The sequence below is a fragment of the Methylophaga sp. genome, from assembly GCF_965655755.1.
GTDB lineage: Bacteria > Pseudomonadota > Gammaproteobacteria > Nitrosococcales > Methylophagaceae > Methylophaga.
In genome coordinates this window covers 32,056-56,397 of sequence record NZ_CBFHHW010000016.1, presented here as the reverse complement: position 1 = coordinate 56,397, position 24,342 = coordinate 32,056, and the positions used below count along the sequence as shown (strand labels likewise).

Sequence of the window (24,342 nt, the reverse complement as noted above, 5' to 3'; positions counted from 1 at the left end):
TAGGGTCCGATAAACAAGATTGACCAGATAGACATGCCCAGCCACTTCAAGTTACGGAAACGGCCTTTCAGGCGTTTGGCAACTACCTTCTCGCCACCGGTATTTACATGCCAGTCGGAGACTTCGTCGTAGATCTCTGTGACATCCTGAACGTCGTGCATATCATTAAGTGCCATAAATTTACCTAATCGTCATTTCATTCATCAAACCACTGCTCGACTTGAGCGTTGAGTTTGAGTAAGGAGTCTTTTTAATACCGTCAAAGCTTCTGTTAAAGCATCCTGATCTGTGGCGAGCCCTAATGAGACTCTGACGGCATCAATTGGTTTTTTAGTAATGGAAAAACTGTTACTGGGGACAATGCTAACACCGAGTTTTTCAGCATGAGAAGCAAACTCTTTAGCCCGCCAATTGCCGGGAAGTCGGAGCCACAAATGATGACCATCTTGATCGGCCTGATAGCTTTGTCCTTCTAACAATTTTGCTGCCTGTTTTTGTCGCGCATTATTTTCATGGCGAATAGCAAGAGCAATATCATCAAGCGTGCCATCGTAAATCCAGCGTGTTACCAATGCGCACATTAGTGGGGGCGCCATTAATTGTGTCGCCCGAATGACGGCAGCGACTTTTTCTACACCGTCACTCTGAGGGGTAATAACAAACGCGACTCTCAATGCCGGCGTGGCACATTTTGATAACGTCGCGATATACCAGGTTAACTCTGGCATCAGTGAAACAAACGATTCAACTGGTGTAGCCTGAAGCGGTGAGTATGGATCATCTTCAATAATCGCGACATTGAAACGCCGCGCAATGGCGACAATCTTTTTTCTTCTTTCCAACGGCATCGTGACTGTGGTGGGATTATCTAACGCAGGAATAAGGTAAAGCGCTTTAATGGCTTGATTTTGACATATCGCTTCGAATGCTTCTGGCACGATGCCATCCTGATCGGTAGTAATAGGTTGCAAATTACAACCAATCTGTACACAAACCGCTTTTATCCCTGGATAGGTATATTCTGCCGTGGCAAGCACATCACCTTGCTTCAATAAATGCCGGCAAATGGCATATAGTGCACTTTGTGCACCACCACTAATCAACACCCGCTCTGCAACGAGATGTTTCGTTTTTGACTGAAGCCAGAAAGCGGCAGCTTCCCGATCAACCGGATTACCTGCACTATCCTGATAATGCAATTGGAGCATACGACGCTGATCGGCAATGAGTCCGGCAATCCCATCAGGTATACGTTGCTGGAGATTTGCAGAATCAGGCTGAGGAGGATTATTCATACTCAGATCAAGCAAAGATTGTTTATCGGAAAGCAACTTTTGCTCAACAGCGCCACGAATAAAGGTACCCCGACCTTTATTACCTTCAACTAATCCACGCCGACGTGCCTCATTAAATGCACGCGTTACAGTTGTTAAATCAACGTCTAATGCCTCAGCGATAGTTCGCTGCGGTGGTAATCGATCACCGGGCTTAATTCTTCCAGCGTATATATCTGCTTCCAGAGCCTGAACGATCCCCAGATACTTTCTGCCTGCATCAGCGTGTAAATGTGGTTGCCATAAATTCATAATTTATTTGTATGCCTTAAATTTACATACAAACTAGCAAGCAGGTAAAGGGATCGCAAGCGTTATTTTAAAACATCACCATGAGTCATATTCATAAGCTAGTGAGGATTTTAAAAGAAGACAATTTTGCGCTTTATCAGAAGCGACCATATTGTATGGTGAAAATATAAAGACAAAAAAGGATGACACAGAGCGTGCCATCCTTTTCCCTCAACTATGAGGGTTTGCGCAGATAGGTGCTGACGAACAGGTCAATGACCGCCAGCAGAAATAAGACTTTCGATACCAGAGATCTATCCATTGGAAATAGTACTCAAATCTGGATAAGCGATTGTTAGATCTGAACACCAATAAAATGAGTACGAATTTATTGGGTAAAAAAAAGCCAGTTCATCGGGATGGAACTGGCTTTAAAGTGGAGTGAACAATCGTTTGGAAAGTTCACGTGCAGATTAGGAGAATTGACGCGAAATTTCTGTGAAACTGTTCGAATGAAAAAATAAAAATTTGGTCGGGACAGAAGGATTTGAACCTTCGACCCCTTGCACCCCATGCAAGTGCGCTACCAGGCTGCGCCATGCCCCGACTGTAGAGTAATCAATGAGTTAGAAACACTGATATTTTTTGATTGGCGTTTTCCGAAAAACTTTTCTAAAAACCCCTCTCTTGAAGTAGACAAATTTTACACTGCGTACCCATTTATAACAATATTAAAGATTGGTAGACCACCCCCTCAATATAGGTGGCTATATACCTGATGTCCCGATATTGAAAAGCACTTCCATTACCTAATATATCTTCAATTATACGAAGAGCAAACCGGCAGACTCGGGCTCCTTCGGATTAGATGGCCGAACGCAAAACAAATGATGATAAATCACATTTAACTCACCTGTAGATTCAATCTGTTGTTTTTAAATACAAAGGCGATAAACAAAGTAGTGAGTTCATCGTTTTGTCTATCCTTGTATGTATTTTTCTAATAAGGTATTTTGGATGCGTATTTAAAAAATACTGCCTTTGTGAAATGTGTGGTTTTAAAGAGATGGAGTTCATATGCAACAAAAACAATTTTATGGACCACTTAGAATATCTAGTTATATCGTGTTGATGCTCATGGCATCAGGAATTATCTACGCTACAACCATCTCGATTCTTTATTGGAGTGGAATCGGCGTCTAGGACGAGGTATCTCTATGACCAATCGACAAGCTAGAATTTTTGCGATTGCAAGCACTACTATTGCAGCTATTATTTTTGTTGTACTCACCCTTGATACGCATCGTCAAATTGACAAACTGACCAACACTGAAAACCTTACGGCTGAAGTGGAGCAAGGGATGGTTGTTTGGCACAAAAATAATTGCATTAATTGTCATACCATCTTTGGGGAAGGGGCTTACTATGCTCCCGACCTGACCAAAATAACTAAACACCGTAGCGTCCCTTATCTGACTGCTTACATGCGTGATCCTTCACAGTTTTATAATGAGCAAAAACATCGCAGACTGATGCCCACACAGGATTTGAGCGAGAAGGAAATCGCTGATCTGATCAGTTTTCTCGACTGGGTTTCCAATGTGGATAACCAAGGCTGGCCTCCCCGGCCCATCAGGGTAACCGGTAGTGGTACTTCTGAGGGGTTCCGTGCCGATGAGATTGCTGAAGGAGTAACCCCGGTCGATTCGGATGATGATCTGCGTGCTATAGGCCAACAGATATTCCGAACAGCTCAGCCCGCCTGCACCTCTTGTCATTCAACTGAGCCTGATGTCGATATGGCAGGCCCTTCATTGGCAGGTTTAGCTACACATGCAGCTGAAATTATCGAATCACCGGATTATAAAGGTGAAGCCACGAACATTGAGGAATACATTCGTGAGTCTATTGTAGCCCCTGATGCGTATCTGGTACCGGGTGATATGTACTCCAGCGGCGGGACATCTTTCATGCCGTCAGGATACAAAACGAGCTTTAATAAAAAAGAACTTGAGCAGCTAACAGCCTACTTGGCAACGCTGAAATGAAAATCCGAGAATTTCTTGCCTTTTTCAAGGCCACGAAACTGACAGTTCAAGGAGAATAACGATGCGGTATAAATCGCAATCTGTTGCTTACTGGTACTTTGCCATCGCCATGGTTTTGTTTGGATTACAGCTGGTTTTTGGTCTTTTATCTGCAACTAAATATTTGGGTCCAGATCCACTACTTTACATCCTGCCGTTTGATGTAACGAAAGTCATACACACAAACCTGCTCATTGTCTGGGTGCTTACAGGGTTTATGGGAGCTTCCTACTGGTTGATTCCCGATGAGTCGCGATGCGAGCTTCATAGTGTAAAGCTTGCCTATGTGCAATTGATTCTCTGGACTGGCATGGGTGTCACTGCCATTATCGGGTATCTGTTTCGTTACGGCACTGGCAATAAACTTCTTGAACAACCTTTACCCCACAAATTAGTTATCGTGCTTTGCATGCTGATCTTTCTTTATAACATTGGCATGACTATTAAAAAGTCCGGGCGCTTTACGACCACTGAGGGCGTGTTGTTGCTCGGCCTTTTATGCTCAGCGCTCTTATTCTTCCCAGCATTACTACACTACGAAAACTACACCATATCCATCTTTTATCGCTGGTGGACTATTCATCTTTGGGTAGAAGGTGTGTGGATGATGATCATGGGGTCATTTCTGGCCTATCTGCTGATCCGTTTATCCGGTGCCGATAGGGAAGTCATGGAAAAATGGCTTTATGTCATCGTTGGCCTGGTATTTATCGCCGGCATTCTCGGCACTGCGCATCATTATTATTGGGTGGGTGTCCCCCATTACTGGCTTCCTATCGGTGGACTTTTCAGTGCACTTGAACCCGCAGCGCTCGTGGGCATGGCTGCATTTGCGTATGCCGCCATACGACGTTCCGGGATATCGCATCCCAATGGCTTGGCACTGCATTGGACTATTGGTAGCACCTTGTTTGCACTTTTTGGCGCAGGATTGTTGGGCCTGGCTCATACTTGGCCCGATGTCAATAAATGGACTCATGGGACTTTAATAACGGCTATGCATGGGCATGCCGCCTTTTACGGCGCTTATGCCATGATAGTGCTAGCGATGATTACTTACATTCTGCCTAAGATGACTAACCGGCCAGAAGAAGGTTCAGCATTAGGCTACTGGGCATTTTGGCTTCAACTCGCAGGCATGTTTGGCATGACTTTATCATTTGCTACTGCCGGTCTCGGTCAGGTTTATCTGGAACGTATTATGGGTATGGGCTATCTGGATGCTCAGCTTAAAATTCAAGTGCATTTCCTTATGCTCATTGCGACAGCCTCGATTTTCACCGTGGGCGTTGCTTTGTTCATATATGACTTTTTCCGATACAGGCCGTATTTTGAGATCTCAGATGAAACCACGGCGAGCGACAGGGAAATTGGATAACGGTGACAGCTGATCATCTTAAACAAACATCTGTATACGAAGCTAAGGCTGAACCTTTTTATCTGGCCACCGGCAATGAGGTAAAGATTTTTGAGCATTGCCATGAACAAAATCTGGCCGTTATGCTTAAGGGCCCGACGGGCTGTGGTAAAACGCGATTAGTCGAACATATGGCCTGGCGGCTTGGTCGGCCTCTGGTTACTATTTCCTGTCACGATGATTTGGCGGCGAGTGACCTTATCGGTCGTTTTCTAATTCGGCACGATGGAACAAAATGGCATGATGGACCGTTAACACGAGCCGTGCGCGATGGAGCTATTTGCTACCTAGATGAAATTGTTGAGGCAAGACAGGATACTATTGTCATTCTTCACGCATTGACTGACCACAGGCGCATACTACCAATCGACAAAACGGGTGAAACGGTTAAGGCTGCACCAGGATTTCAGCTAGTCGTTTCTTACAACCCTGGCTATCAACGCATGCTGAAAGACCTCAAGCCCTCCACACGTCAGCGTTTTGCAGCCATAGATCTGGATTTCCCTGTCTCTGAACGAGAAATCGCCATTGTTCGGGAAGAGAGTAAGACGGACTATCCGACAGCTCAAGCGCTGGTATCTCTGGCGCACCGAATTCGATCATTAAGAGATCGGGGGCTGGCGGAAGTCCCCAGCACTCGATTACTGATTGCTACGGCGTTATTGGCTCAAAAAGGTGTCCCTATTCGTGAAGCCTGTTACGTAGGACTTATTTCCCCACTATCTGACGATGAATCCTTGGTTAACGCCATGCGTGATCTGGTTGATGCCACCTTCATATAATTATATGAAGTTAAATCTGGAAGCCTATTAGGCTAACCATGGCAGAACCCGAAGAACTCATCAGTGATGCCGCCCGTCATGCGACGGTGTTTGCTCAAAGACTTTGGCTCAAGCACAAAACACTACCATCGCTGCCGCAGACAGTGACCTTGAGTGATGTAACCACTCGTCTGGATTTGTTGATCACTGCTCTCTTCGATAACAGCTATCCTTTGCGTTCAGCTCAACTGCCAGCAAGGCCCACATTACTGTCAAAGCTATTCCGGCATGATCGTGAACCACGACGACAATATCCTATACCGGCTACCGATGGTGTCTCTATCTGGCTGCCTCCGGATACTGAGATCACAGACTCAGTTCGGGCTAACGAGCTTTACCGTGCTATGGCACTGTCACAAGTGGTAAGAGCCCGTCGTGGTGGAGCCGAGCTCATAGCCTCCGTGAAGAGCATGTTACAGGCTGATGTATTTCTTTTACTTGAAGCCTATGCTGCTGATGAAGAATTAGCTGCCTCATTGCCCGGGATAGCTAAATCGATAAATGTATTACGTCAGCATGCACTTAAAACAAGGCCGGCTTTGGCAAAATTTTCCGATTCGCGTAAACCTCTAGAGCTTCTTTTACGTAAGCTTCTTTCAAATCAATGCGGTCATCCAAACAAAGAAATAGCACTAGCCCCCACCCCACAGGAATCCCTGGTCAATGCCTCACAAGTTATTCATGACTTTCAACTATTACCGAATGGTACTGATGAGCATCGTCTCGGACCTTACCCTTTGGTGAGGGACTGGTGGACAGGAGAATTGCAGGCATCTCCTACTTTGACAGTCCAGACAGTTCCAAAAGAGAAAAACGATCTGACTGATCCTCATGATTCTACCCCTCGATCAGCGAGGCTATCCCGCCGTCCTGATGAGCGTGAAGTCACAGAGGATGAGCAGGAAAATGAGCAAAACTCCAGTATATGGATGGTACAGCCAGACGATTCTCATCAGCACGCCGAAGATCCTTTTGGGCTTCAACGGCCAACTGATCGTGATCAGGACACCAGTGCAGATGAGTTTGGTGAGATGGTATCCGAGCTCTCAAATGCTCGACTAATCTCTACTCCCGATCAGCCGAAAGAAGTCTTATTATCTGATGATCCACCCGATTCCCACGCACGTCAGGAACTCAAAGCCGCAATATCAGAAGGTAAAGGTTTCAGGTATCCGGAATGGGATTATCGTCAGCAATTTTACCGTGATCCGGGCGCTACAGTTCGCTTACTTTCTTCACATGAAGGTTCACAGCAATGGGTAGATAAAACCTTGGCCGCCCACGAATCCATGTTATCTACGATACGTAAGCGCTTTGAAATGCTCCAGGCCCGTCGCGTAACCTGCCGAAAACAGTTGGATGGAGATGACATCGATCTTGACGCATATATAGAGAGCTATAATGATTTCCGAGCAGGTACATACCTAAACGAAGCGCTATATCAGACGCGGCGAACTATAGACCGTAATATGGCTATTACGCTTCTCATTGACATTAGTGGCTCCACCGATAGCTGGGTTTCAGCGAACCGCAGAGTGATTGATGTTGAAAGAGAAGCCTTATTGCTGGTTTGTGTTGCATTAGAAGGACTCGGTGAACCATACTCGGTTCAGGCATTTTCCGGTGAAGGTCCTCACGCGGTAACGGTGCGACAAATAAAGGATTTCGATGAACCTTATAACAATTCGGTAGCTCTAAGAATTAGTGCTCTGGAGCCCCAGCATTACACTCGGACCGGCGCTGCAATTCGTCATGCGACAGTCGATCTCATGCGTAAATCGGCAGCTCATCGGTTGTTATTACTGATTTCTGATGGTAAGCCAAGTGACAAGGATGACTATGAAGGTCGCTACGGCGTGGAAGACATGCGACAGTCAATTACGGAAGCCCGACTCCAAAACATCCACTGTTTCTGTCTCACTATTGATCGCCAGGCGGCTAGCTATCTGCCTCGTGTTTTTGGTTCAGGCGCGTATACGCTTATTACCAAACCTGAATCGCTCTCTTCGGCCTTGTTGGACTGGATGAAGCGATTAATTACCATCTAAGATAATGACATGAAGTCAGAGCAGTCAATTTAGGCTTATTCATTATCTTCAGATAATAATAATCATTGACGAACCATTACTGTTCCAGATAAGCAAGAAATGGACGAAATTCTAAATTAAAGCATGGGTCAGAAAGTCTGGTTTTCCTGCTTCTGGAAACCTGGTATCTGAAGCCATCTTTCATTCAACAGCTATCAAACCACTTATTAAAGAATCACTAATAACTGAGCTGAGCCTTAATTTGGCTCAGCTCAGATGTACTTTATTTCCGCCAATAATCATTTGCTATCGCAATCGTTTTAAATTCTATGGCCACAAGTTCCGCAGCATTCATTAACAACGCAGGATCCTCTGCATACTTAGCTCTAACTCTATGTTTAGCTTCACCATTAGTCTGAATTGTACCAATCGTTTTGCGTACAATTTTTATGGCTAACAGGCGTCCTTGATATGGTGTTTCTGTAATTAGGGAAGGTATATAGCCCTCCGATGCAGCCATCTCTTCAGCCATAACCGAAAAAGATAATAATAGTGATATCACTGCCACTGCTAATGGAAATTTCGCTTTCATGGTATTCTCTCCTTATAGGTTTGCGAACAAACTGTTCGTACACAAACAATATAACCCAATAAGATGCATGTCAAGTGCATCTTATACTGAAAGGAAGATGAAATTGGGACCATTATTAAACGAGCAAGTATGCTATGCCCTATATTCAACAACAGGAAAAATCACACGAGCATATAAAAAATTATTAGCTCCTCACGATTTAACATACCCACAATTTGTAGTGCTGATGGCGTTGTGGCAAGACAACGGCGCATCTCTAACTAATACAGCAACAAAAGTAGGGTTAAGCAAGGGAACCTTAACCCCCATCTTAAAAAGACTTGAATCCATGGGGTTTATAGAACGTCGGTTTGCACAGGGTAATGAACGAACCAAATCGATGTTGTTAACTAAAAAAGGACGAGAGTTTTCAGCTGAAGGAGAAAGGATTACCGAGCTCGCCTTGTGTGCGACCGGTTTATCAATTGATGAATCCCAAACATTAATTCAGCTCTGCTCTAAGGTAAAGACAAACCTAAAGGTCGAATGAGTTTTGATAGGTAAAAACGAGTCTTGGTCGAAGTAGTGGCATAGTTATAAAAGTATTCAGAAAGATCATTACTTTCCCTACCAACCCACAACACAAGCTAAGAAAAAGTCACGTCATACTTATCGCAGCGGATAGATTCAATGCTGTAAAGGATATAGCTGCGCCTTGCACTAACGCGAAAACGAGCGGTTAGGAGCACTCGACAACGAAGGCGAAGTATTAGCAGGAACCGATACCAGACACAGATCGGTTCCTGCTAAATAGGAGTCTTTATTTGTTGGCATTCATTTCAGACAGTGACTGCCATGTGCTAACAACGGTATCCGGATTCAGTGAAATACTGCTAATACCACGTTCTAACAACCATTCAGCTAAATCAGGATGATCCGACGGCCCTTGACCACAAATACCCACGTATTTTCCTGCATCACGACAGGCTGTAATCGCCATATCCAGCATCGCTAGTACCGCAGGGTTACGTTCATCGAATGATTCTGCAACCAAGGCAGAGTCACGATCAAGCCCCAACGTCAGCTGAGTCATGTCATTTGAGCCGATTGAGAAACCATCAAAAAATTCTAAAAACTCTTTTGCCAGAACGGCATTTGATGGTAATTCACACATCATGATTAAACGCAGACCATTTTTGCCACGTTCCAGACCATTATCTTTCATCAGTTTGACGACTGATTCGGCTTCTTTTGTCGTCCGTACAAATGGAATCATCAACTCAACATTGGTCAAGCCCATATCATCGCGAACGCGTTTCATGGCTTCAATTTCAAGTTTGAAACACTCGGCGAAATCCTCAGAGCTATAACGAGACGCACCACGGAAACCAATCATCGGGTTTTCTTCATGTGGTTCAAACAAGGTTCCACCGATAAGATTGGCATATTCATTCGATTTAAAATCGGACATACGCACAATAACGGTTTCTGGGTAGAACGCGGCAGCGATGGTAGAGACACCCTCTGCAATGCGGCTAATATAAAACTCGACCGGATCGCCATAAGCGGTGGTGCGTTCTTTAATAGCCTGCTTGACCTCTCCTTCCATTTGATCTGCATTCATCAATGCTTTTGGATGAATACCAATCATATTATTGATGATGAATTCCAGGCGAGCCAGACCCACGCCCTTATTTGGCAGTTGAGCAAAGCTAAATGCACGATCAGGATTACCCACGTTCATCATGATTTTAACGGGTAATTCGGCCATGTTATCAAGCTCTTCAACACGGTGGTCGAAGTTCAATAGACCGGCGTAGATATTACCTTCATCCCCTTCAGCGCAGGAGACAGTCACATCGGTGCCCTCGGCTACTTTCTCAGTAGCATCGCCACACCCCACAACTGCAGGTATACCCAGTTCGCGCGCAATAATAGCAGCATGGCAGGTGCGGCCCCCACGATTAGTGATAATCGCCGAAGCACGTTTCATGATAGGTTCCCAATCAGGGTCCGTCATATCAGTCAGCAATACATCACCGGCTTCAAATTTATCCATTTGATCCAAGCTATTTAACAAGCGCACTTTACCCTGACCAATCTTGCTACCGATAGCACGGCCGACTGCCAGCAAATCACTTTTTTCATTCAAAACGAATGATTCACGGACATTTTTCTTGCTGCGGCTTTGTACAGTTTCAGGTCTCGCCTGAACGATGTAGATGCGACCATCATTACCATCTTTAGCCCACTCGACATCCATTGGACGCTGGTAATGTTTTTCTATGGTGACAACCATTTTTGATAAGGCTTCGACTTCTTCATCTGTCATGCAGAAGAACAAACGTTGCTCCTCATCAACATCAATAGTTTTAACTGGATCTGATGCGTCACCTGAATAAACCATTTTAATCGCTTTTTGACCGACAGTACGGCGAAGCACGGCAGGACGGCCGTCAGCTAAGGTTTTTTTATGGACATAGAATTCGTCAGGGTTCACCGCACCTTGTACGACCATTTCACCCAAACCATAACTCCCCGTGACAAACACAACATCACGGAAACCACTTTCAGTATCCAGAGAGAACGCAACACCGGCGCAGGCAATATCAGAGCGCACCATTTTTTGTACACCAGCCGACAATGCTACTTCACTGTGATCAAACCCCTGGTGATCGCGGTAAGCAATCGCCCGGTCGTTAAACAGTGAGGCAAACACTTCTCGGATTTGCTTTTTGATGTTGGCAAGACCTGAAACGTTTAAGAACGTTTCCTGTTGCCCCGCAAATGAAGCGTCAGGTAAATCTTCTGCCGTTGCTGATGAACGTACCGCAAAGGTAGTTTCTGGACCATATTCTTTTTCCAGCGCTAAGTAGGCTTCGTCAATCGCCTTTTCCATCGCAGGGGGATAAGGAATGGTCATAATCCAGTCACGAATTTCGCGTCCGGTTTTTTGCAGTTCCGTTACGTCATCTACATCCAGATCACGTAACCGAGCATTGATTTGATCCTGCAAACCATCATGCTTAAGAAACTCTCTGTATGCATCTGCCGTTGTGGCAAAACCGCCAGGTACAGCAACACCGAGAGGTGCCAGGTTTTGTAGCATTTCACCTAAAGAGGCGTTTTTGCCACCAACTCTGGGAACATCTTCCATGCACAGATCATCCAAAGAGATAACATATTCCGACATAGTTATTACTACCTTACTTTTGTAGATTTATTAAACATTAACGTAGACTCGCGAACGCGCTCCCTACCGAGCCCTAAAGCTCGTACAACTTTACTCGATATTTCTTCAATTGAGGTGTCGGTTGTATCGAATACTTTAACACCCACTTTTTCGAACATAGACTTTGCAATTGCAAGCTCTTGCTGACAAATTTCTAGTGAGGAATAGTCACTATCAGGCCGTCTTTGTCTGCGAATTCGACTTAATGGAACCGGTTTTATGGTCAGCCCAATCAATTTATCCGCATTATCCGTCAAACACTGAGGAAGGGAACTTGATCCTAAATCTTCCGGTGTCAGAGGATAATTTGCGACTTTCAACGAAAAGTTCATTGCCAGATACAAACTTGTTGGTGTCTTACCGCAACGCGATACCCCCGCCAAGATGACTTCTGCATCATTATAGTGATCAGGGCGGACACCATCATCATGCGTCAGGGCAAAATCAATCGCATCCAGACGTTTTTGATAGGTCTGATCACTAAACGAAATACGTGAGACCCCTTGTTTGTGCGAGGATTCTACACCAAAAAAGCTCTCAAGGGAGCCTATAAAGCTATGGAAGAGACTGATAACGCGAGCATTGGCGCTTTCAATGATGTACTGTTCGTCATCATTAACCAGCGTGCTGAACACGACCGGCTTGAGGTTTGACTCAAAACTTTCCTGATTAATCTGTTCGCGTGCATGTAATGCTTTTTCGCTCGTATCAACAAAAGCGAGCGTGATGGTTTCAAACTCCAACTCGGGAAATTGCGCCAAAAGGCATTTCCCATAAGATTCTGCTGTGAGACCTGTACGATCAGAGACGAAAAATACCTTTCGGATTTGATCCGAATTATGTTGTTCAGATTGTGTCATGTGCTAATCATGTGCTGAAAAGCCATTTATGATCAACAAAAAATTTAGGTATGTGACTTTTCTATTGCAATATCAGGATCAATCTCTCGTCTTAAAATCTTTCCATTCTTTGTTCGGGGAAAGTCTTTGGCAATGTAGACAATTTTGGGTGATTTATAGGCTGCCAAATGTTGTTTCCCAAAAGCATGTAACTCATCAGCCGAGACGGATTGCCCATCCTGCAAAATGACATAGGCCACAACAAGAATTTTATCTTTGCCAATTTCTTCTGCGACTGCGGCACAGTCCGAAACCGATTGATGCGACTTAAAAACGCGCTCAATTTCATAGGGAGACACACGGTATCCAAAGCTTTTGATAATGTCGTCCTTCCTGCCCAAAAACCAGATATATCCATCCTTGTCGTAACGCGCATAGTCACCTGTCAAAAACCAGCCATTACGTTTCAATTTGGCCGTTTCCTCTGGCAAATTCCAATATTCTAGAAACAATCCAGGATCATCATCTGGTACACAGATCATGCCTTCTTCGCCTACTGGAACCGGCTTCAATGAGTCGGGATCTAATAATTGAATATCATGACCGGGCTGTGGAAAGCCTGCAGAACCGGGACGGATAGGACGTGATTTCGTTTCACATAGGTAATAAGAAAACTCAGACATGCCGACGGCTTCGTATATTTCAATACCAAAACGTTCACGCCAAAGCGATAACACTTCATCCGATAAATGTTCACCCGCACTCATACAATGACGCAGACTGGGCACATCTTTTTTACTAAAGTCGGTTTTTTGTAGTACCTGTCTATATATAGTGGGAACACCAATAAAAATCGTCGCATTGTGTTTGGCAATCAAACGCGGCCATAAAGTGGCATCATTTTTACCCTCATGCACAATCACGGTTTTGCCAAGGAATAAAGGGTCCATCAATCCCGAACCGAGTACATAGGTCCAGTTAAACTTGCCTGAGTGTAAAATACGGTCTTGTTTTGTTTCGTCGAAATCAAACCAATACGTGGAAGCAGGTTTGCGACCAATCATCGCTCTATGTGCATGCAGGACACCTTTCGGATAGCCCGTTGTCCCTGAGGTGTAGACCAGATAAGCGGGGTCATCTGCCAGGGTTTGTTTTGGCGGTAGCCAGGTCTCTATCTGGTTGAGGCTATCAGCCAAATTCAACACGGTGATACCATCAATATCGTCATCGTCAACGATCTCGCCCTGGCCTGATAACAGCACCAGTTTGATTTTTTCGCATTGACTAATATCGGATTTGAGTTCACGCCAGAACGCTTTATCAACCACAAGCACTTCAGCCGCTGAATCTTTTGCGAGGTAAAGCACCTCTTCGACTGTCAGCAATGTCGATGTCGGGACAGATATCGCGCCCAGTTTCATGGCACCCAGAAAAGCAGTCGGATAATCGAGACTATTAGGTAAACGAATCAATACCCTGTCGCCTGACTCAATACCCGCATTTCTCAGGACCTGACCAAATTGATTTGTCCGTCGTGACAGTTGCGCAAACGTAATTTCATCGGTGCCCAGTTCATCGTCTTCCACGATCATGGCCGTCTTTTTACCCGTCAGCGTACCCAAATGACTGTCAGTACAAGCGACACCAATATTAAAGTGCATTGGCACTTTCCAGTGCCAGTGCGGGAAAGGAGGTAGGTTTCTCATAAAATAGCTCCATATGGCCAGTTCTCACGAACAACTTGTGACGGCATCAACCGCAGTACTTTCATTGCAAAGTTGCGGTCATCTTCATCCAAAGCTCTTAAAGCATTGGCTCTCAGCAATGTCTGCAAAGCTTTACCAAACATCGGCGGATCCAGCATTTCACCTTCAAACTTGATCGCCCCGCCCAGTAAGGCATCCGCCTCGATGGCCGCTTTCAAGATGCTGATTTTCTGGTTTATTTCGGTCGGTGAAGGCGTATAAGCTACGCGGCATAAGTGAATATGGCCGGGATGAATAACCTGTTTTCCGGTCAGGCCCATCGCTGTCTCTTCACAGGCATGTTTATATACAATGCGGGACTCGTCTTCACCATGCAGATCCAGCCAACGACGGACATCATTGGGCTCGACAAACTTCTCCGGCATGCTGGACGAGCCAATCAAGGTTTCCACACCACCGATAACGCCCTTACCCGCAATACGTGCTTCAAACATAATCTGATACAGAAAATGTTTGAGTTCCTCAGTCCAGTTTTCAGGTGTAATGTGAATACCCATGGCTTTGGAAAAATCATGGATCCCGAACACAACATGCTTCACTGTGTTGTATTGCATTAAATCCGGAGCAATTTTGAGTGATTTTGGATGTTCAATAATCGGCTGAATAGTAATTTTGTCGTTAATACTGACCAGCAGATTCGATAGGTCACGTACTTCTGCAGCGCCATAAGCCTCACCTGCTTTTGCTAACATCACGACATCTATGCAGTCCCCCACATCCCGAACCAGCGCCATATCCAATTCATATTCGTGCGTTCTGAAAGGGTTAACACGAACAGCAATCGTGACGTTTTTATTGTGTTGGCGTAGGCCGGGTAATTCCTGACGCAACAGCGTACGGCTCATTTCTTTCTGACGGCAACCATCTTCCAAATCAAAAATCAGGGTATGTGCCCGCGTTTCGTACGCATGTTTTTTCATACGCAATGAAGCTGCTTCCAGATCTTCATAAATACCGAGTGAAGGTGCATATTTCACTGGCGGGTAATACAACTGAATGCCCGGCCAGAAATCACCTAACACACTACTATTAAAGACCCTGCAAAAATCAACATCTGCATAAGGCTCGGCATACTGTTTATTGGGATATTCCATAACACTCCCCTCTTCTCAATTTAATTGGTGACTTTCCTTGTTCACCCGCTTTGCAGCTTTTTAACCCAGTTTTTTATTCAATTCAGCCTGTTCAGCCAAACTCGCCTGACAGACAGCTTCAGAAACATGTTTAAGCAAACGTGGATCAAACGGTTTAGGGATAATGTAATCCTTGCCAAACGCCATCTCGGTCACGTCATAGGCTTGCAACACAGAATCCGGAACCGGCTCTCTCGCCAGTTCTGCTAAAGCATGAGCGGCAGCAATCTGCATGTTCTGACTGACCTGTGGTGCCTTAGCATCCAGTGCTCCACGAAACAGATAAGGAAAACACAAGGCATTGTTGACCTGATTGGGAAAATCAGAGCGCCCGGTTGCGATAACCAAATCATCACGTACTTGAGTGGCAACAGAAGGCAGAATTTCGGGATCCGGATTGGCCAGGGCGAATACCACAGGCTTTGCAGCCATCTTTTCGAGTAACTTGGCTGGCAATGCATTGGCTGCCGACACACCGATAAACACATCCGCATCCTGCATGGCATCGGCTAAGGTTCTATCATCGGTGTCACGCAGCAAATCACGCATATCAACATCGATATCATCACGCTCTTGGTGCAGCACACCTGATTTATTCACCATCGTGATATCTGTGGCACCCATTGCTTTTAACAAGCGGGCGGTCGCCATACCTGCTGCACCTGCACCTAAAAAAACAATCTTGGTATGGGCGAGAGATTTGGCTTGCAATTCCAGTGCATTAATCAAGGCCGCACAAATAACCACTGCGGTACCGTGCTGGTCATCATGAAATACCGGAATATTCAGACGCTCACGCAATTCTCGTTCAATACGAAAACAATGTGGTGCAGCGATATCTTCGAGATTGATGCCACCAAAGGTAGGCGCAATATTGACCACCGTCTCAATAAAGCTCTCAACGCTGGGCGCCGTCACTTCGATATCAAATACATCAATATCCGCAAACCGTTTAAATAACACCGCTTTGCCTTCCATAACCGGTTTACTGGCCAGCGCGCCTACATTACCTAACCCCAATACCGCGGTACCGTCAGTAATAACGGCGACCAGATTGCCTTTATTGGTATAGCGATAGGCAGTTTCAGGATCACGATAAATTTCTTTAACGGGTTCTGCCACACCTGGAGTATAGGTCAGCGACAACTCTGCGGCCGTATAGCAGGCTTTACTGGACTCAACGCTGAGCTTCCCTGGACGAGGAAACTCGTGATAATCCAGCGCTTGTTGTTTTAATGTCGGCTGCTTGTCATTCATGGGTTACTCCAGTTCATTCATGTAGTGATGCTCGTCAGTGACGCAAAAACCAACGCGCCACTCCATCGGTTTGTCACCATAGGTGTATGCCACGCGTTCAATGCGCAACAAGGGAAATCCGGGGGTTACATTTAATAGCTCGGCTTGTTCAGTGTTAGCCGATACCGCTGTTAACTTCTCTTCAGCTCTCACCATAGGAATGCCATACAGCGTCTCGTACATGCTGTACAAAGAGCCGTTGTGTTCAGAAATTTTCGGCCCTGTGAGACCACGGAAAAATTTGGATTGAACAATGATGTAATCAAGAATTTTGGGTTGTTTAGAGAAGCTCAGTAATCGTCTGATTTCGATCACTGCCGTTCCCTTCTTCAGACCCGTCAATTGATTTATATCAGCCGTTGCTTTGAGACGCTTACAATCCAGCATCGTATTTTCGAGCTTTTCTTTGTGACCATCCTGAGAGTTCAGCCGCAAAAAGCGTAATTTGCTCTGCTCTTCTTTATGGGTAGCGACAAAAGTGCCCTTGCCTTGCCGACGAATCAGAATATTTTCCATCGCCAACGCATCAATGGCCTTACGCACCGTTCCCTGACTTACATTAAAGCGGGCCGCAAGTTCCATTTCACTGGGAATACTCTCGCCCGGTTTCCACTCGCCTGCGATAAGGCTTTGCGTCAGGAATACCTTGATTTGCTCATAAAGCGGTTTAAATACGGGTGCCGATGCAGTCTTATTCATTTTATTTCCTGTTAATAATTCAGCTTCTATGTACATAGCCTACCAAACCACTCTTATATAAGACACATGAAAAACAAATAATTAAAATCAGTAAAAGCTGACTTTTCCTTTCTTTCTTTATTCTTTTCAGCATTTTTTAGCATTTATGTATCTACCTGAAAATACTGTTATTGCTAATCTATAACAGTTAAAAAAACTTGTCCAGTGTTTTATATCTTATATAAGACATAAGATAAATATTGACACTTTGAAATTGAGTGGAATAGAATCTAATCAAGGTCAGTGCCCTGTCACTGACATAAAAGATGAGGAGCCGCATGAATAACTATTTTCGGCCACGCCGTTCAATGCTTTATGTACCGGGGTGTAATCAACACTATCTGGATAAAGCCCGAAGCCTTCAGGTTGATTCAATCATTCTGGATTTAGGTGCGCCTATTTTGCTGTCAGCGAAAGAATCGTCCCGCGACAATGTCGTCAATGCGCTCAAGCAGGGTGGCTATGGCAACAGAGAAGTCGTTGTCCGTGTTAACGATCTCGACTCGGAATGGGGATATGACGACATCAATGCTGTTGCAAACCTCGGTGCCGATGCGATTCTGTTCTCTGATATAGAAAGTGATACTGATGTCTTTGCCGGTATAGACGCGCTCGAAAAAGCCGGTGATCTCACTACACCTATTATGGTGATGATAGAAAGCCCACTAGCTGTCCTCCATGCTGAAGAGATAGCAAAAGCCTCTGATCGTATTGCTTGCATGGTCATGGCCACGTCAGATCTTATCTCCGATCTGCATGCCAGACCTACACTTGAACGCACCGCCATTCGCACCAGTCTGTCATGGGTTGTCCTGGCAGCACGTGCGTATGGCCGTGCCGTTATTGACGGCATCCATAGCGACCTGAAAGATATGCAGGCATTCGAATATGCCTGCCGGATTGGTCGCGATATGGGCTTTGACGGAAAATCATTGGTACACCCTTTTCAACTCCCGTACGCCAATGATGCCTACACGCCGAAACCTGCTGAGGTTGAAAATGCGAAAGAAATTATCGAAGCCTTAACGGCGGCGAATGCAGCAGGCCGTGGCACCGTCTTGGTCAATGGGAAGTTAGTAGAACACCACCACGTGACCGCTGCAAAACGTTTCCTCGCACTCAGTCAGATGATTATTGATCTGGAGCTTGATAATGAGTAAAGCACAATTTAATCAGGGTCGTTTTTTTGAAGACTTCACGCTGGGTGAAACAATTGTCCATGCGACACCCCGCACTGTGACTGAGGGTGACGCCTCTTTATATATAGGCCTGACCGGATCCAGACACATTATGCACTGCGCCAAGCACTTTGCTCATGCGCTGGGTTTTGCTGACAAAACGATTGATGACCTGCTGGCATTTCATATTGCCTTCGGTAAAAGCGTTCCTGATATCTCCGTCAATGCTGTTGCCAATCTTGGCTATGCTGAAATAAAGTTCAGTCATCCGGTGTACGCCGGCGATACGCTTACCACTGAAACCGAAGTGATTGGTCTGAAAGAAAATTCCAGTGGAAAAAATGGCATCGTTTATGTGCGTTCGACCAGCTTTAACCAGAATCATAAAGCGGTGCTGTCCTGGGTACGCTGGGTGATGGTGCATAAAAATGATCCCAATGCCGCCACACCAGAAACAACCATTCCCCATCTCGACAAAGTCGTTTCAGTCGAAGACTTAATCATTCCACCTGAATTAGATGCGAATGACTTTGATACCACAGCTACCGGTTCACCCCGGTTGTGGGAAGACTTTGAGCATGGTGAACGACTCAATCACCCAGCCGGTATGACGGTGGATGACAGCGACCATACTCTGGCCACAAAACTTTACCAGAATAATGCCAAATTACATTTTGATGCGTTAGCCATGAAAGACACTACTTTTGGCAAACGTCTAATGTATGGCGGTCATGTTATTTCCGTCTGCCGAGCTCTGAGTTACGACGGCCTTGAGAATGCTCTGTTTATCGCTGCTATTAACGCTGGGACACATGCCAACCCCAGCTTCGGTGGCGATACTTTTTATACCTGGAGTGAAGTGCTGGAAAAATGGGAAATTCCCGGTCGCAGCGACATCGGTGCACTTCGCCTGAGAATGGTTGGCCTGAAAAACCAAACGGCCGGCAGTCTCGATACCACTCACGTTGATGTCGACGGCAAACAGCAATATCACGCCAACGTTGTTCTCGATCTCGACTACACCGTATTAATGCCGCGCACCGCGAAATAAGAGAGAAAAGTATATGAACATGAATAATCTGACACATCCCAGCCAGGCTCTGTTTGAAGGTGAAGAGGCTTTCCCTATTATCCCAAGTTGTGAACACTTTGCGGGTAGTGAGAAGCTCATATCAAAAGCGCTATCGTTTCAAGACTCCATTGGCCCAGTATTTGATATCACTTGTGACTGTGAGGATGGTGCCGCTGCCGGCACGGAAAAAGAACACGCTGAGATGATCGTACGTGTGCTCAATTCTGAAGAAAACAAATACAAAATGGCCGGTGCTCGTATCCATGACTATACCCATGACGCTTGGCCACAGGATATCGATATTCTCGTTGCCGGTGCCGGTAACGTACTGACCTATATAACGATTCCTAAAGCGACCACAGTCGACCAGGTTGCCGAAATGATTGGCTATATCAAAAAGGTCGCAAAAGATAATGGTATTGAACGGGAAATTCCTATTCATGTTTTGATCGAAACGCATGGTGCACTTCGGGATGTACATCAAATCGCGGCGCTCGACTGGGTACAGGTTTTAGATTTTGGTTTGATGGATTTTGTCAGTGCGCACCATGGTGCTATCTCAGCAAGTGCGATGCGCAGTCCCGGTCAGTTTGATCATCGTTTACTCGCCCGAGCCAAATCTGAAGTGGTTGCCGCTGCATTGGCGAATGGTGTGGTGCCGGCACATAACGTGACCCTCGATCTGAAAAATGAAGAAACAACGCGATCTGATGCCTCTCGTGCCCGTAATGAATTTGGCTTTTTGAGAATGTGGAGTATTTATCCAACCCAAATCAGCGCCATCGTTGATGCAATGAAACCAGATTACAGTGAGGTAATCACTGCCGCCAACATCCTTCTCGCTGCTCAACAAGCTAACTGGGGTCCCATTCAGCATGAAGGTGAGCTACATGATCGCGCTACCTACCGCTATTTCTGGGAATTACTACAGCGCGCTAAACAAACCGGTGTAGAGCTGCCGGCCGACGCTGATAAAGCATTTTTCTAAAAGGAATTCATTATGAGTTTACCCTCAGCAGGCGCCCGCTTCCGTCAAGCCGTGATAGATGAACAGCCTTTACAAGTTATGGGTGCGATCAATGCCTACCACGCCAGATTAGCCGACAGAGTTGGTTACAAGGCACTTTATGTCTCCGGCGGCGGCGTTGCCGCAGGATCGTTAGGTGTGCCCGATCTGGGTATTTCAACAATGGATGATGTGGTTACTGATGTCGAACGCATTACCAACATCACCGATTTACCGGTTCTGGTTGATATCGACACTGGATTTGGCGGTGCGTTTAATATTGCCCGTACCATCAAAGCCATGATTCGGGCCGGTGCTGGTGCCGTACATATTGAAGATCAAGTTCAATCAAAGCGTTGCGGTCATCGTCCGAACAAGGCGATTGTCAGCCAACTTGAAATGGTGGATCGCATTAAAGCGGCTGTCGATGCAAAAACAGATTCTGACTTTGTCATCATGGCACGAACCGATGCATTGGCCGTGGAAGGGCTGGAATCAGCGATTGATCGGGCATGTGCCTGCGTCGAAGCCGGTGCCGATATGATTTTCCCTGAGGCCATGACCGATTTAGCGATGTACAAACAGTTTGCCGAGGCGGTGAACGTCCCTGTTCTGGCAAATATTACAGAATTCGGAAGCACACCTTTATTCACTGTGGATGAGCTTGCTGATCATGATGTCAGCCTTGTTCTTTACCCCCTTTCAGCGTTCAGAGCCATGAATCAGGCAGCACTGAAGGTCTATGAGTCTGTACGTGAACACGGTACGCAAAAGCATGTCGTGGATTTAATGCAAAGCCGAAATGATCTCTACGATTATCTGGATTACCACGCATTCGAGCAAAAGCTCGATCACTTATTTAACAACGAATAAAGACAGTTGATGATAACGATAGGTTAAAAAGCAGTAGATACTGCCGGGAGAAAATCATGACTCAAGTTCAGAAAAAGAAAAAAGGCGTAGCTTTAGCCGGCGTATCAGCTGGCACCACCGCTATTTGTACCGTTGGCCACAGTGGTAATGATTTACATTATCGTGGATATGACATTCTTGATTTAGCCGATAAATCCACTTTTGAAGAAACGGCATTTTTGCTGATTCATGGACACCTACCCACTCGGACAGAACTCAATGACTATCACGTCAAACTGAGACAACTACGTCATATTCCAGATGCATTGAAGGTCGTGCTGGAACAGTTGCCTGCCAATGCCCACCCAATGGATGTGATGCGAACAACGTGTTCGATATTGGGAACATTGGAACCAGAAGCAGATGATCATTCTGCTGAGGGCGCACGTGATATTGCTGATCGCATGATTGCCTGTTTTGGTTCAGCCCTGCTTTACTGGCATCATTTTAGTCTTTATGGCAAACGCATTGAACTGGAAACGGATGATAACTCCATCGCCGCTCACTTTCTTCATCTATTACACGGAAAACCGCCGTCAGAATTGCACATCGCAGCAATGAATGAATCTCTTGTGCTCTATGCTGAGCATGAATTTAATGCATCAACATTTACTGCCCGTGTTATTGCCGGCACTCTGGCTGATATCTATTCCTCTATCACCGGCGCAATCGGCGCACTGAGTGGACCAAAACACGGTGGTGCCAATGAAGCGGCGATGGAGATTATCCAGCGCTACAAATCACCTGATGAGGCTGAAGCCGATATCATGCAGCGTATGACCAAAAAAGAAATCATTATTGGTTTCGGTCATCCGGTGTATACCATTTCCGATCCAAGGAATGTCGCCATCAAAGAAGTATCCAGACGCTTATGTGAAGATGGCAATAATATGAACCTCTTCAATATCTCTGAGCGCATCGAGGAAGTGATGTGGCGTGAGAAGAAGATGTTTCCGAACCTCGACTGGTTTAGTGCCTCCAGCTACCACATGATGGGCATACCAACCAGTTTCTTTACCCCTATCTTTGTTATTTCCCGTATCACCGGCTGGGCGGCTCATGTTATTGAGCAACGAATTGATAACAAAATCATCCGTCCCAATGCCGAATATACCGGACCTGCTGATCGCCCTTATGTCGACATGACTGAGCGTGACTGATCCACGTTATAACGTTTAAAGGAAACTCTATGTCATCTGCTATTTCAAATGTGCGTCCTCAACCGGATCAGGTTCTGGTTGATATCGCCGATTATGTTGCTGATTATCTGATCACCAGCAAAGAAGCGTTAGATACGGCGCGGTATTGCCTAATCGATACACTTGGTTGTGGTTTAGAAGCCTTGTCGTATCCGGCCTGCACCAAACTGCTGGGCCCGGTGGTTCAAGGAACCATTGTGCCTAATGGCAGTAAAGTGCCCGGTACGCAGTTTCAGCTGGATCCGATTCTGGCAGCATTTAATATCGGTGCGATGGTTCGCTGGCTCGATTTTAATGACACATGGCTTGCTGCTGAATGGGGTCACCCCTCTGATAATCTGGGCGGCATCCTCGCAACGGCAGATTATTTGTCGCGTAACCGCAAAGAAGGACAACCCGTCATTACCATGCGTGACGTACTCATTGCGATGATAAAAGCACATGAAATTCAGGGGGTATTGGCCCTTGAAAACAGTTTCAACCGGGTTGGGCTGGATCATGTGGTTTTAGTTAAAGTTGCTTCGACGGCTGTGGTCACTGGCCTGCTCGGCGGTAGTAAGGAAGATATTATCAATGCTGTTTCCAACGCATGGGTGGATGGTCAAAGTCTTCGCACCTATCGGCATAGCCCCAATACTGGCTCACGTAAATCATGGGCAGCCGGTGATGCGACTAGTCGTGCTGTGCGGTTAGCGATGATGACCATGAAAGGTGAAATGGGCTACCCGACTGCTTTAAGCGCTAAAACCTGGGGCTTTTATGATGTGTTATTTAAAGGCCAGCCATTTAAATTCCAGCGTCAGTACGGCAGTTATGTGATGGAAAATGTTTTATTCAAAATCTCTTTTCCTGCAGAATTTCATGCTCAAACAGCGGTGGAAAGCGCATTCCAATTGCACCCTCAAGTTAAAAATAAAATCGACACACTGGAGAAAATTGAGGAGATTGAAAAGATTGTTATAACCACGCATGAATCGGCTATCCGCATAATTGATAAACAAGGACCACTGGATAATCCGGCTGATCGGGATCACTGCATACAGTACATGGCCGCTGTGGGCTTGCTTAAAGGTTCATTGACAGCCGCAGATTATGAAGATGATGTTGCCGCAGACCCCCGCATTGATGCCTTACGTAACAAAATGCAGTGCGTTGAAAAGCAGGAGTACACCAACGATTATCTGAATCCTGAAAAACGTTCTATCGCAAATGCCATTCAATTTTTCTTCAGAGATGGTTCAAGCAGTGACAATATTGCGGTGGAGTATCCGATTGGTCACCGTCGTCGTCGCGATGAAGGCATACCTGAGTTGGTTAAAAAGTTTAAAATCAATCTTGCACGCCGTTTTCCTGCCAAGCAACAAGAGACTATTCTTAACGCTTGCATGGATGAAGCCAAGCTATCCGCAATGCCAGTAGATGAGTTTGTCGACATGCTTGTGATCTAAACTGTTTTAGCCCTTTGCTGAAGAACGGAAAAATG

Annotated in this window: 19 protein-coding genes and 1 tRNA gene; 11 read left to right on the top strand and 9 right to left on the bottom strand. The window is 45.6% G+C overall.

Going from position 1 to position 24,342, the window contains the following annotated elements; genetic code table 11:
• Window positions 1-203: 203 nt before the first annotated feature.
• Both ACTF5U_RS07045 and ACTF5U_RS07040 read right to left on the bottom strand, forming a co-directional pair.
• Entirely contained in the window at window positions 204-1,586 is a 1,383-nt protein-coding gene (locus tag ACTF5U_RS07045) for a PLP-dependent aminotransferase family protein (protein ID WP_438970930.1), read from the bottom strand.
• Between the two features lie 508 nt (window positions 1,587-2,094).
• A tRNA-Pro gene (locus ACTF5U_RS07040) sits at window positions 2,095-2,171 on the bottom strand.
• A gap of 611 nt (window positions 2,172-2,782) precedes the next feature.
• Between ACTF5U_RS07040 and ACTF5U_RS07035 the strand changes: the two genes are divergently transcribed.
• The 4 genes from ACTF5U_RS07035 (at window position 2,783) to ACTF5U_RS07020 (ending at window position 7,938) form a co-directional block, all read left to right on the top strand.
• Window positions 2,783-3,613 (top strand): c-type cytochrome, encoded by an 831-nt coding sequence (locus ACTF5U_RS07035; RefSeq protein WP_438970929.1) that lies wholly within the window; start codon window positions 2,783-2,785, stop codon window positions 3,611-3,613.
• Between the two features lie 61 nt (window positions 3,614-3,674).
• Window positions 3,675-5,030: a cbb3-type cytochrome c oxidase subunit I gene (locus ACTF5U_RS07030; RefSeq protein WP_438970928.1), complete on the top strand. Its 1,356-nt coding sequence runs from the start codon at window positions 3,675-3,677 to the stop codon at window positions 5,028-5,030.
• 2 nt (window positions 5,031-5,032) lie between these two features.
• Window positions 5,033-5,851: a CbbQ/NirQ/NorQ/GpvN family protein gene (locus tag ACTF5U_RS07025; RefSeq protein WP_438970927.1), complete on the top strand. Its 819-nt coding sequence runs from the start codon at window positions 5,033-5,035 to the stop codon at window positions 5,849-5,851.
• 38 nt (window positions 5,852-5,889) lie between these two features.
• On the top strand, window positions 5,890-7,938 hold the full coding sequence (locus ACTF5U_RS07020) for a nitric oxide reductase activation protein NorD (RefSeq protein WP_438970926.1): 2,049 nt from the start codon (window positions 5,890-5,892) through the stop codon (window positions 7,936-7,938).
• 262 nt (window positions 7,939-8,200) lie between these two features.
• Here the strand turns inward: ACTF5U_RS07020 and ACTF5U_RS07015 are convergent, their stop codons facing one another.
• Window positions 8,201-8,509, bottom strand: coding sequence for a hexameric tyrosine-coordinated heme protein (locus ACTF5U_RS07015; protein ID WP_438970925.1), 309 nt, complete (start codon window positions 8,507-8,509; stop codon window positions 8,201-8,203).
• Between the two features lie 103 nt (window positions 8,510-8,612).
• Between ACTF5U_RS07015 and ACTF5U_RS07010 the strand changes: the two genes are divergently transcribed.
• Window positions 8,613-9,038 (top strand): MarR family winged helix-turn-helix transcriptional regulator, encoded by a 426-nt coding sequence (locus tag ACTF5U_RS07010; RefSeq protein ID WP_438970924.1) that lies wholly within the window; start codon window positions 8,613-8,615, stop codon window positions 9,036-9,038.
• A gap of 270 nt (window positions 9,039-9,308) precedes the next feature.
• Here the strand turns inward: ACTF5U_RS07010 and ppsA are convergent, their stop codons facing one another.
• Genes ppsA through ACTF5U_RS06980 form a run of 6 tightly spaced genes read right to left on the bottom strand, consistent with a single transcriptional unit; the run spans window position 9,309 to window position 17,453 of the window.
• Window positions 9,309-11,681: a phosphoenolpyruvate synthase gene (gene ppsA / locus ACTF5U_RS07005; RefSeq protein WP_438970923.1), complete on the bottom strand. Its 2,373-nt coding sequence runs from the start codon at window positions 11,679-11,681 to the stop codon at window positions 9,309-9,311.
• Window positions 11,682-11,689: 8 nt separating this feature from the next.
• The gene (locus ACTF5U_RS07000) at window positions 11,690-12,580 is read right to left on the bottom strand and encodes a pyruvate, water dikinase regulatory protein (protein ID WP_438970922.1); all 891 of its coding nucleotides are present in this window, start codon (window positions 12,578-12,580) and stop codon (window positions 11,690-11,692) included.
• Between the two features lie 44 nt (window positions 12,581-12,624).
• Complete coding sequence (locus ACTF5U_RS06995) at window positions 12,625-14,265, bottom strand: acyl-CoA synthetase (protein ID WP_438970921.1); 1,641 nt, start codon at window positions 14,263-14,265, stop codon at window positions 12,625-12,627.
• A complete protein-coding gene (locus tag ACTF5U_RS06990) occupies window positions 14,262-15,419 on the bottom strand; it encodes an HpcH/HpaI aldolase/citrate lyase family protein (protein ID WP_438970920.1) in 1,158 nt (385 codons plus the stop codon). The genes ACTF5U_RS06995 and ACTF5U_RS06990 overlap by 4 nt, the downstream gene beginning before the upstream one ends.
• Window positions 15,420-15,479: 60 nt before the next feature.
• Entirely contained in the window at window positions 15,480-16,715 is a 1,236-nt protein-coding gene (locus tag ACTF5U_RS06985; protein WP_438970919.1) for a malic enzyme-like NAD(P)-binding protein, read from the bottom strand.
• 3 nt (window positions 16,716-16,718) lie between these two features.
• Entirely contained in the window at window positions 16,719-17,453 is a 735-nt protein-coding gene (locus ACTF5U_RS06980; protein ID WP_438970918.1) for a GntR family transcriptional regulator, read from the bottom strand.
• Between the two features lie 317 nt (window positions 17,454-17,770).
• Here ACTF5U_RS06980 and ACTF5U_RS06975 point away from each other — a divergent pair, with 317 nt between their 5' ends.
• From ACTF5U_RS06975 to ACTF5U_RS06950, 6 genes are read left to right on the top strand one after another with little or no spacing between them, the layout of a single operon-like run.
• On the top strand, window positions 17,771-18,652 hold the full coding sequence (locus ACTF5U_RS06975; protein ID WP_438970917.1) for an HpcH/HpaI aldolase/citrate lyase family protein: 882 nt from the start codon (window positions 17,771-17,773) through the stop codon (window positions 18,650-18,652).
• On the top strand, window positions 18,645-19,721 hold the full coding sequence (locus ACTF5U_RS06970; RefSeq protein WP_438970916.1) for a MaoC family dehydratase: 1,077 nt from the start codon (window positions 18,645-18,647) through the stop codon (window positions 19,719-19,721). Before ACTF5U_RS06975 ends, ACTF5U_RS06970 begins: the two co-directional genes overlap by 8 nt.
• A gap of 19 nt (window positions 19,722-19,740) precedes the next feature.
• Window positions 19,741-20,730, top strand: a complete 990-nt coding sequence (locus tag ACTF5U_RS06965) for an HpcH/HpaI aldolase/citrate lyase family protein (protein WP_438970915.1) — start codon at window positions 19,741-19,743, stop codon at window positions 20,728-20,730.
• A 12-nt stretch (window positions 20,731-20,742) separates the two neighbouring features.
• A complete protein-coding gene (prpB, locus tag ACTF5U_RS06960; protein ID WP_438970914.1) occupies window positions 20,743-21,621 on the top strand; it encodes a methylisocitrate lyase in 879 nt (292 codons plus the stop codon).
• A 56-nt stretch (window positions 21,622-21,677) separates the two neighbouring features.
• A complete protein-coding gene (gene prpC / locus ACTF5U_RS06955; RefSeq protein WP_438970913.1) occupies window positions 21,678-22,820 on the top strand; it encodes a bifunctional 2-methylcitrate synthase/citrate synthase in 1,143 nt (380 codons plus the stop codon).
• A gap of 29 nt (window positions 22,821-22,849) precedes the next feature.
• On the top strand, window positions 22,850-24,307 hold the full coding sequence (locus tag ACTF5U_RS06950; protein ID WP_438970912.1) for a bifunctional 2-methylcitrate dehydratase/aconitate hydratase: 1,458 nt from the start codon (window positions 22,850-22,852) through the stop codon (window positions 24,305-24,307).
• The last annotated feature ends 35 nt before the right edge of the window (window positions 24,308-24,342 follow it).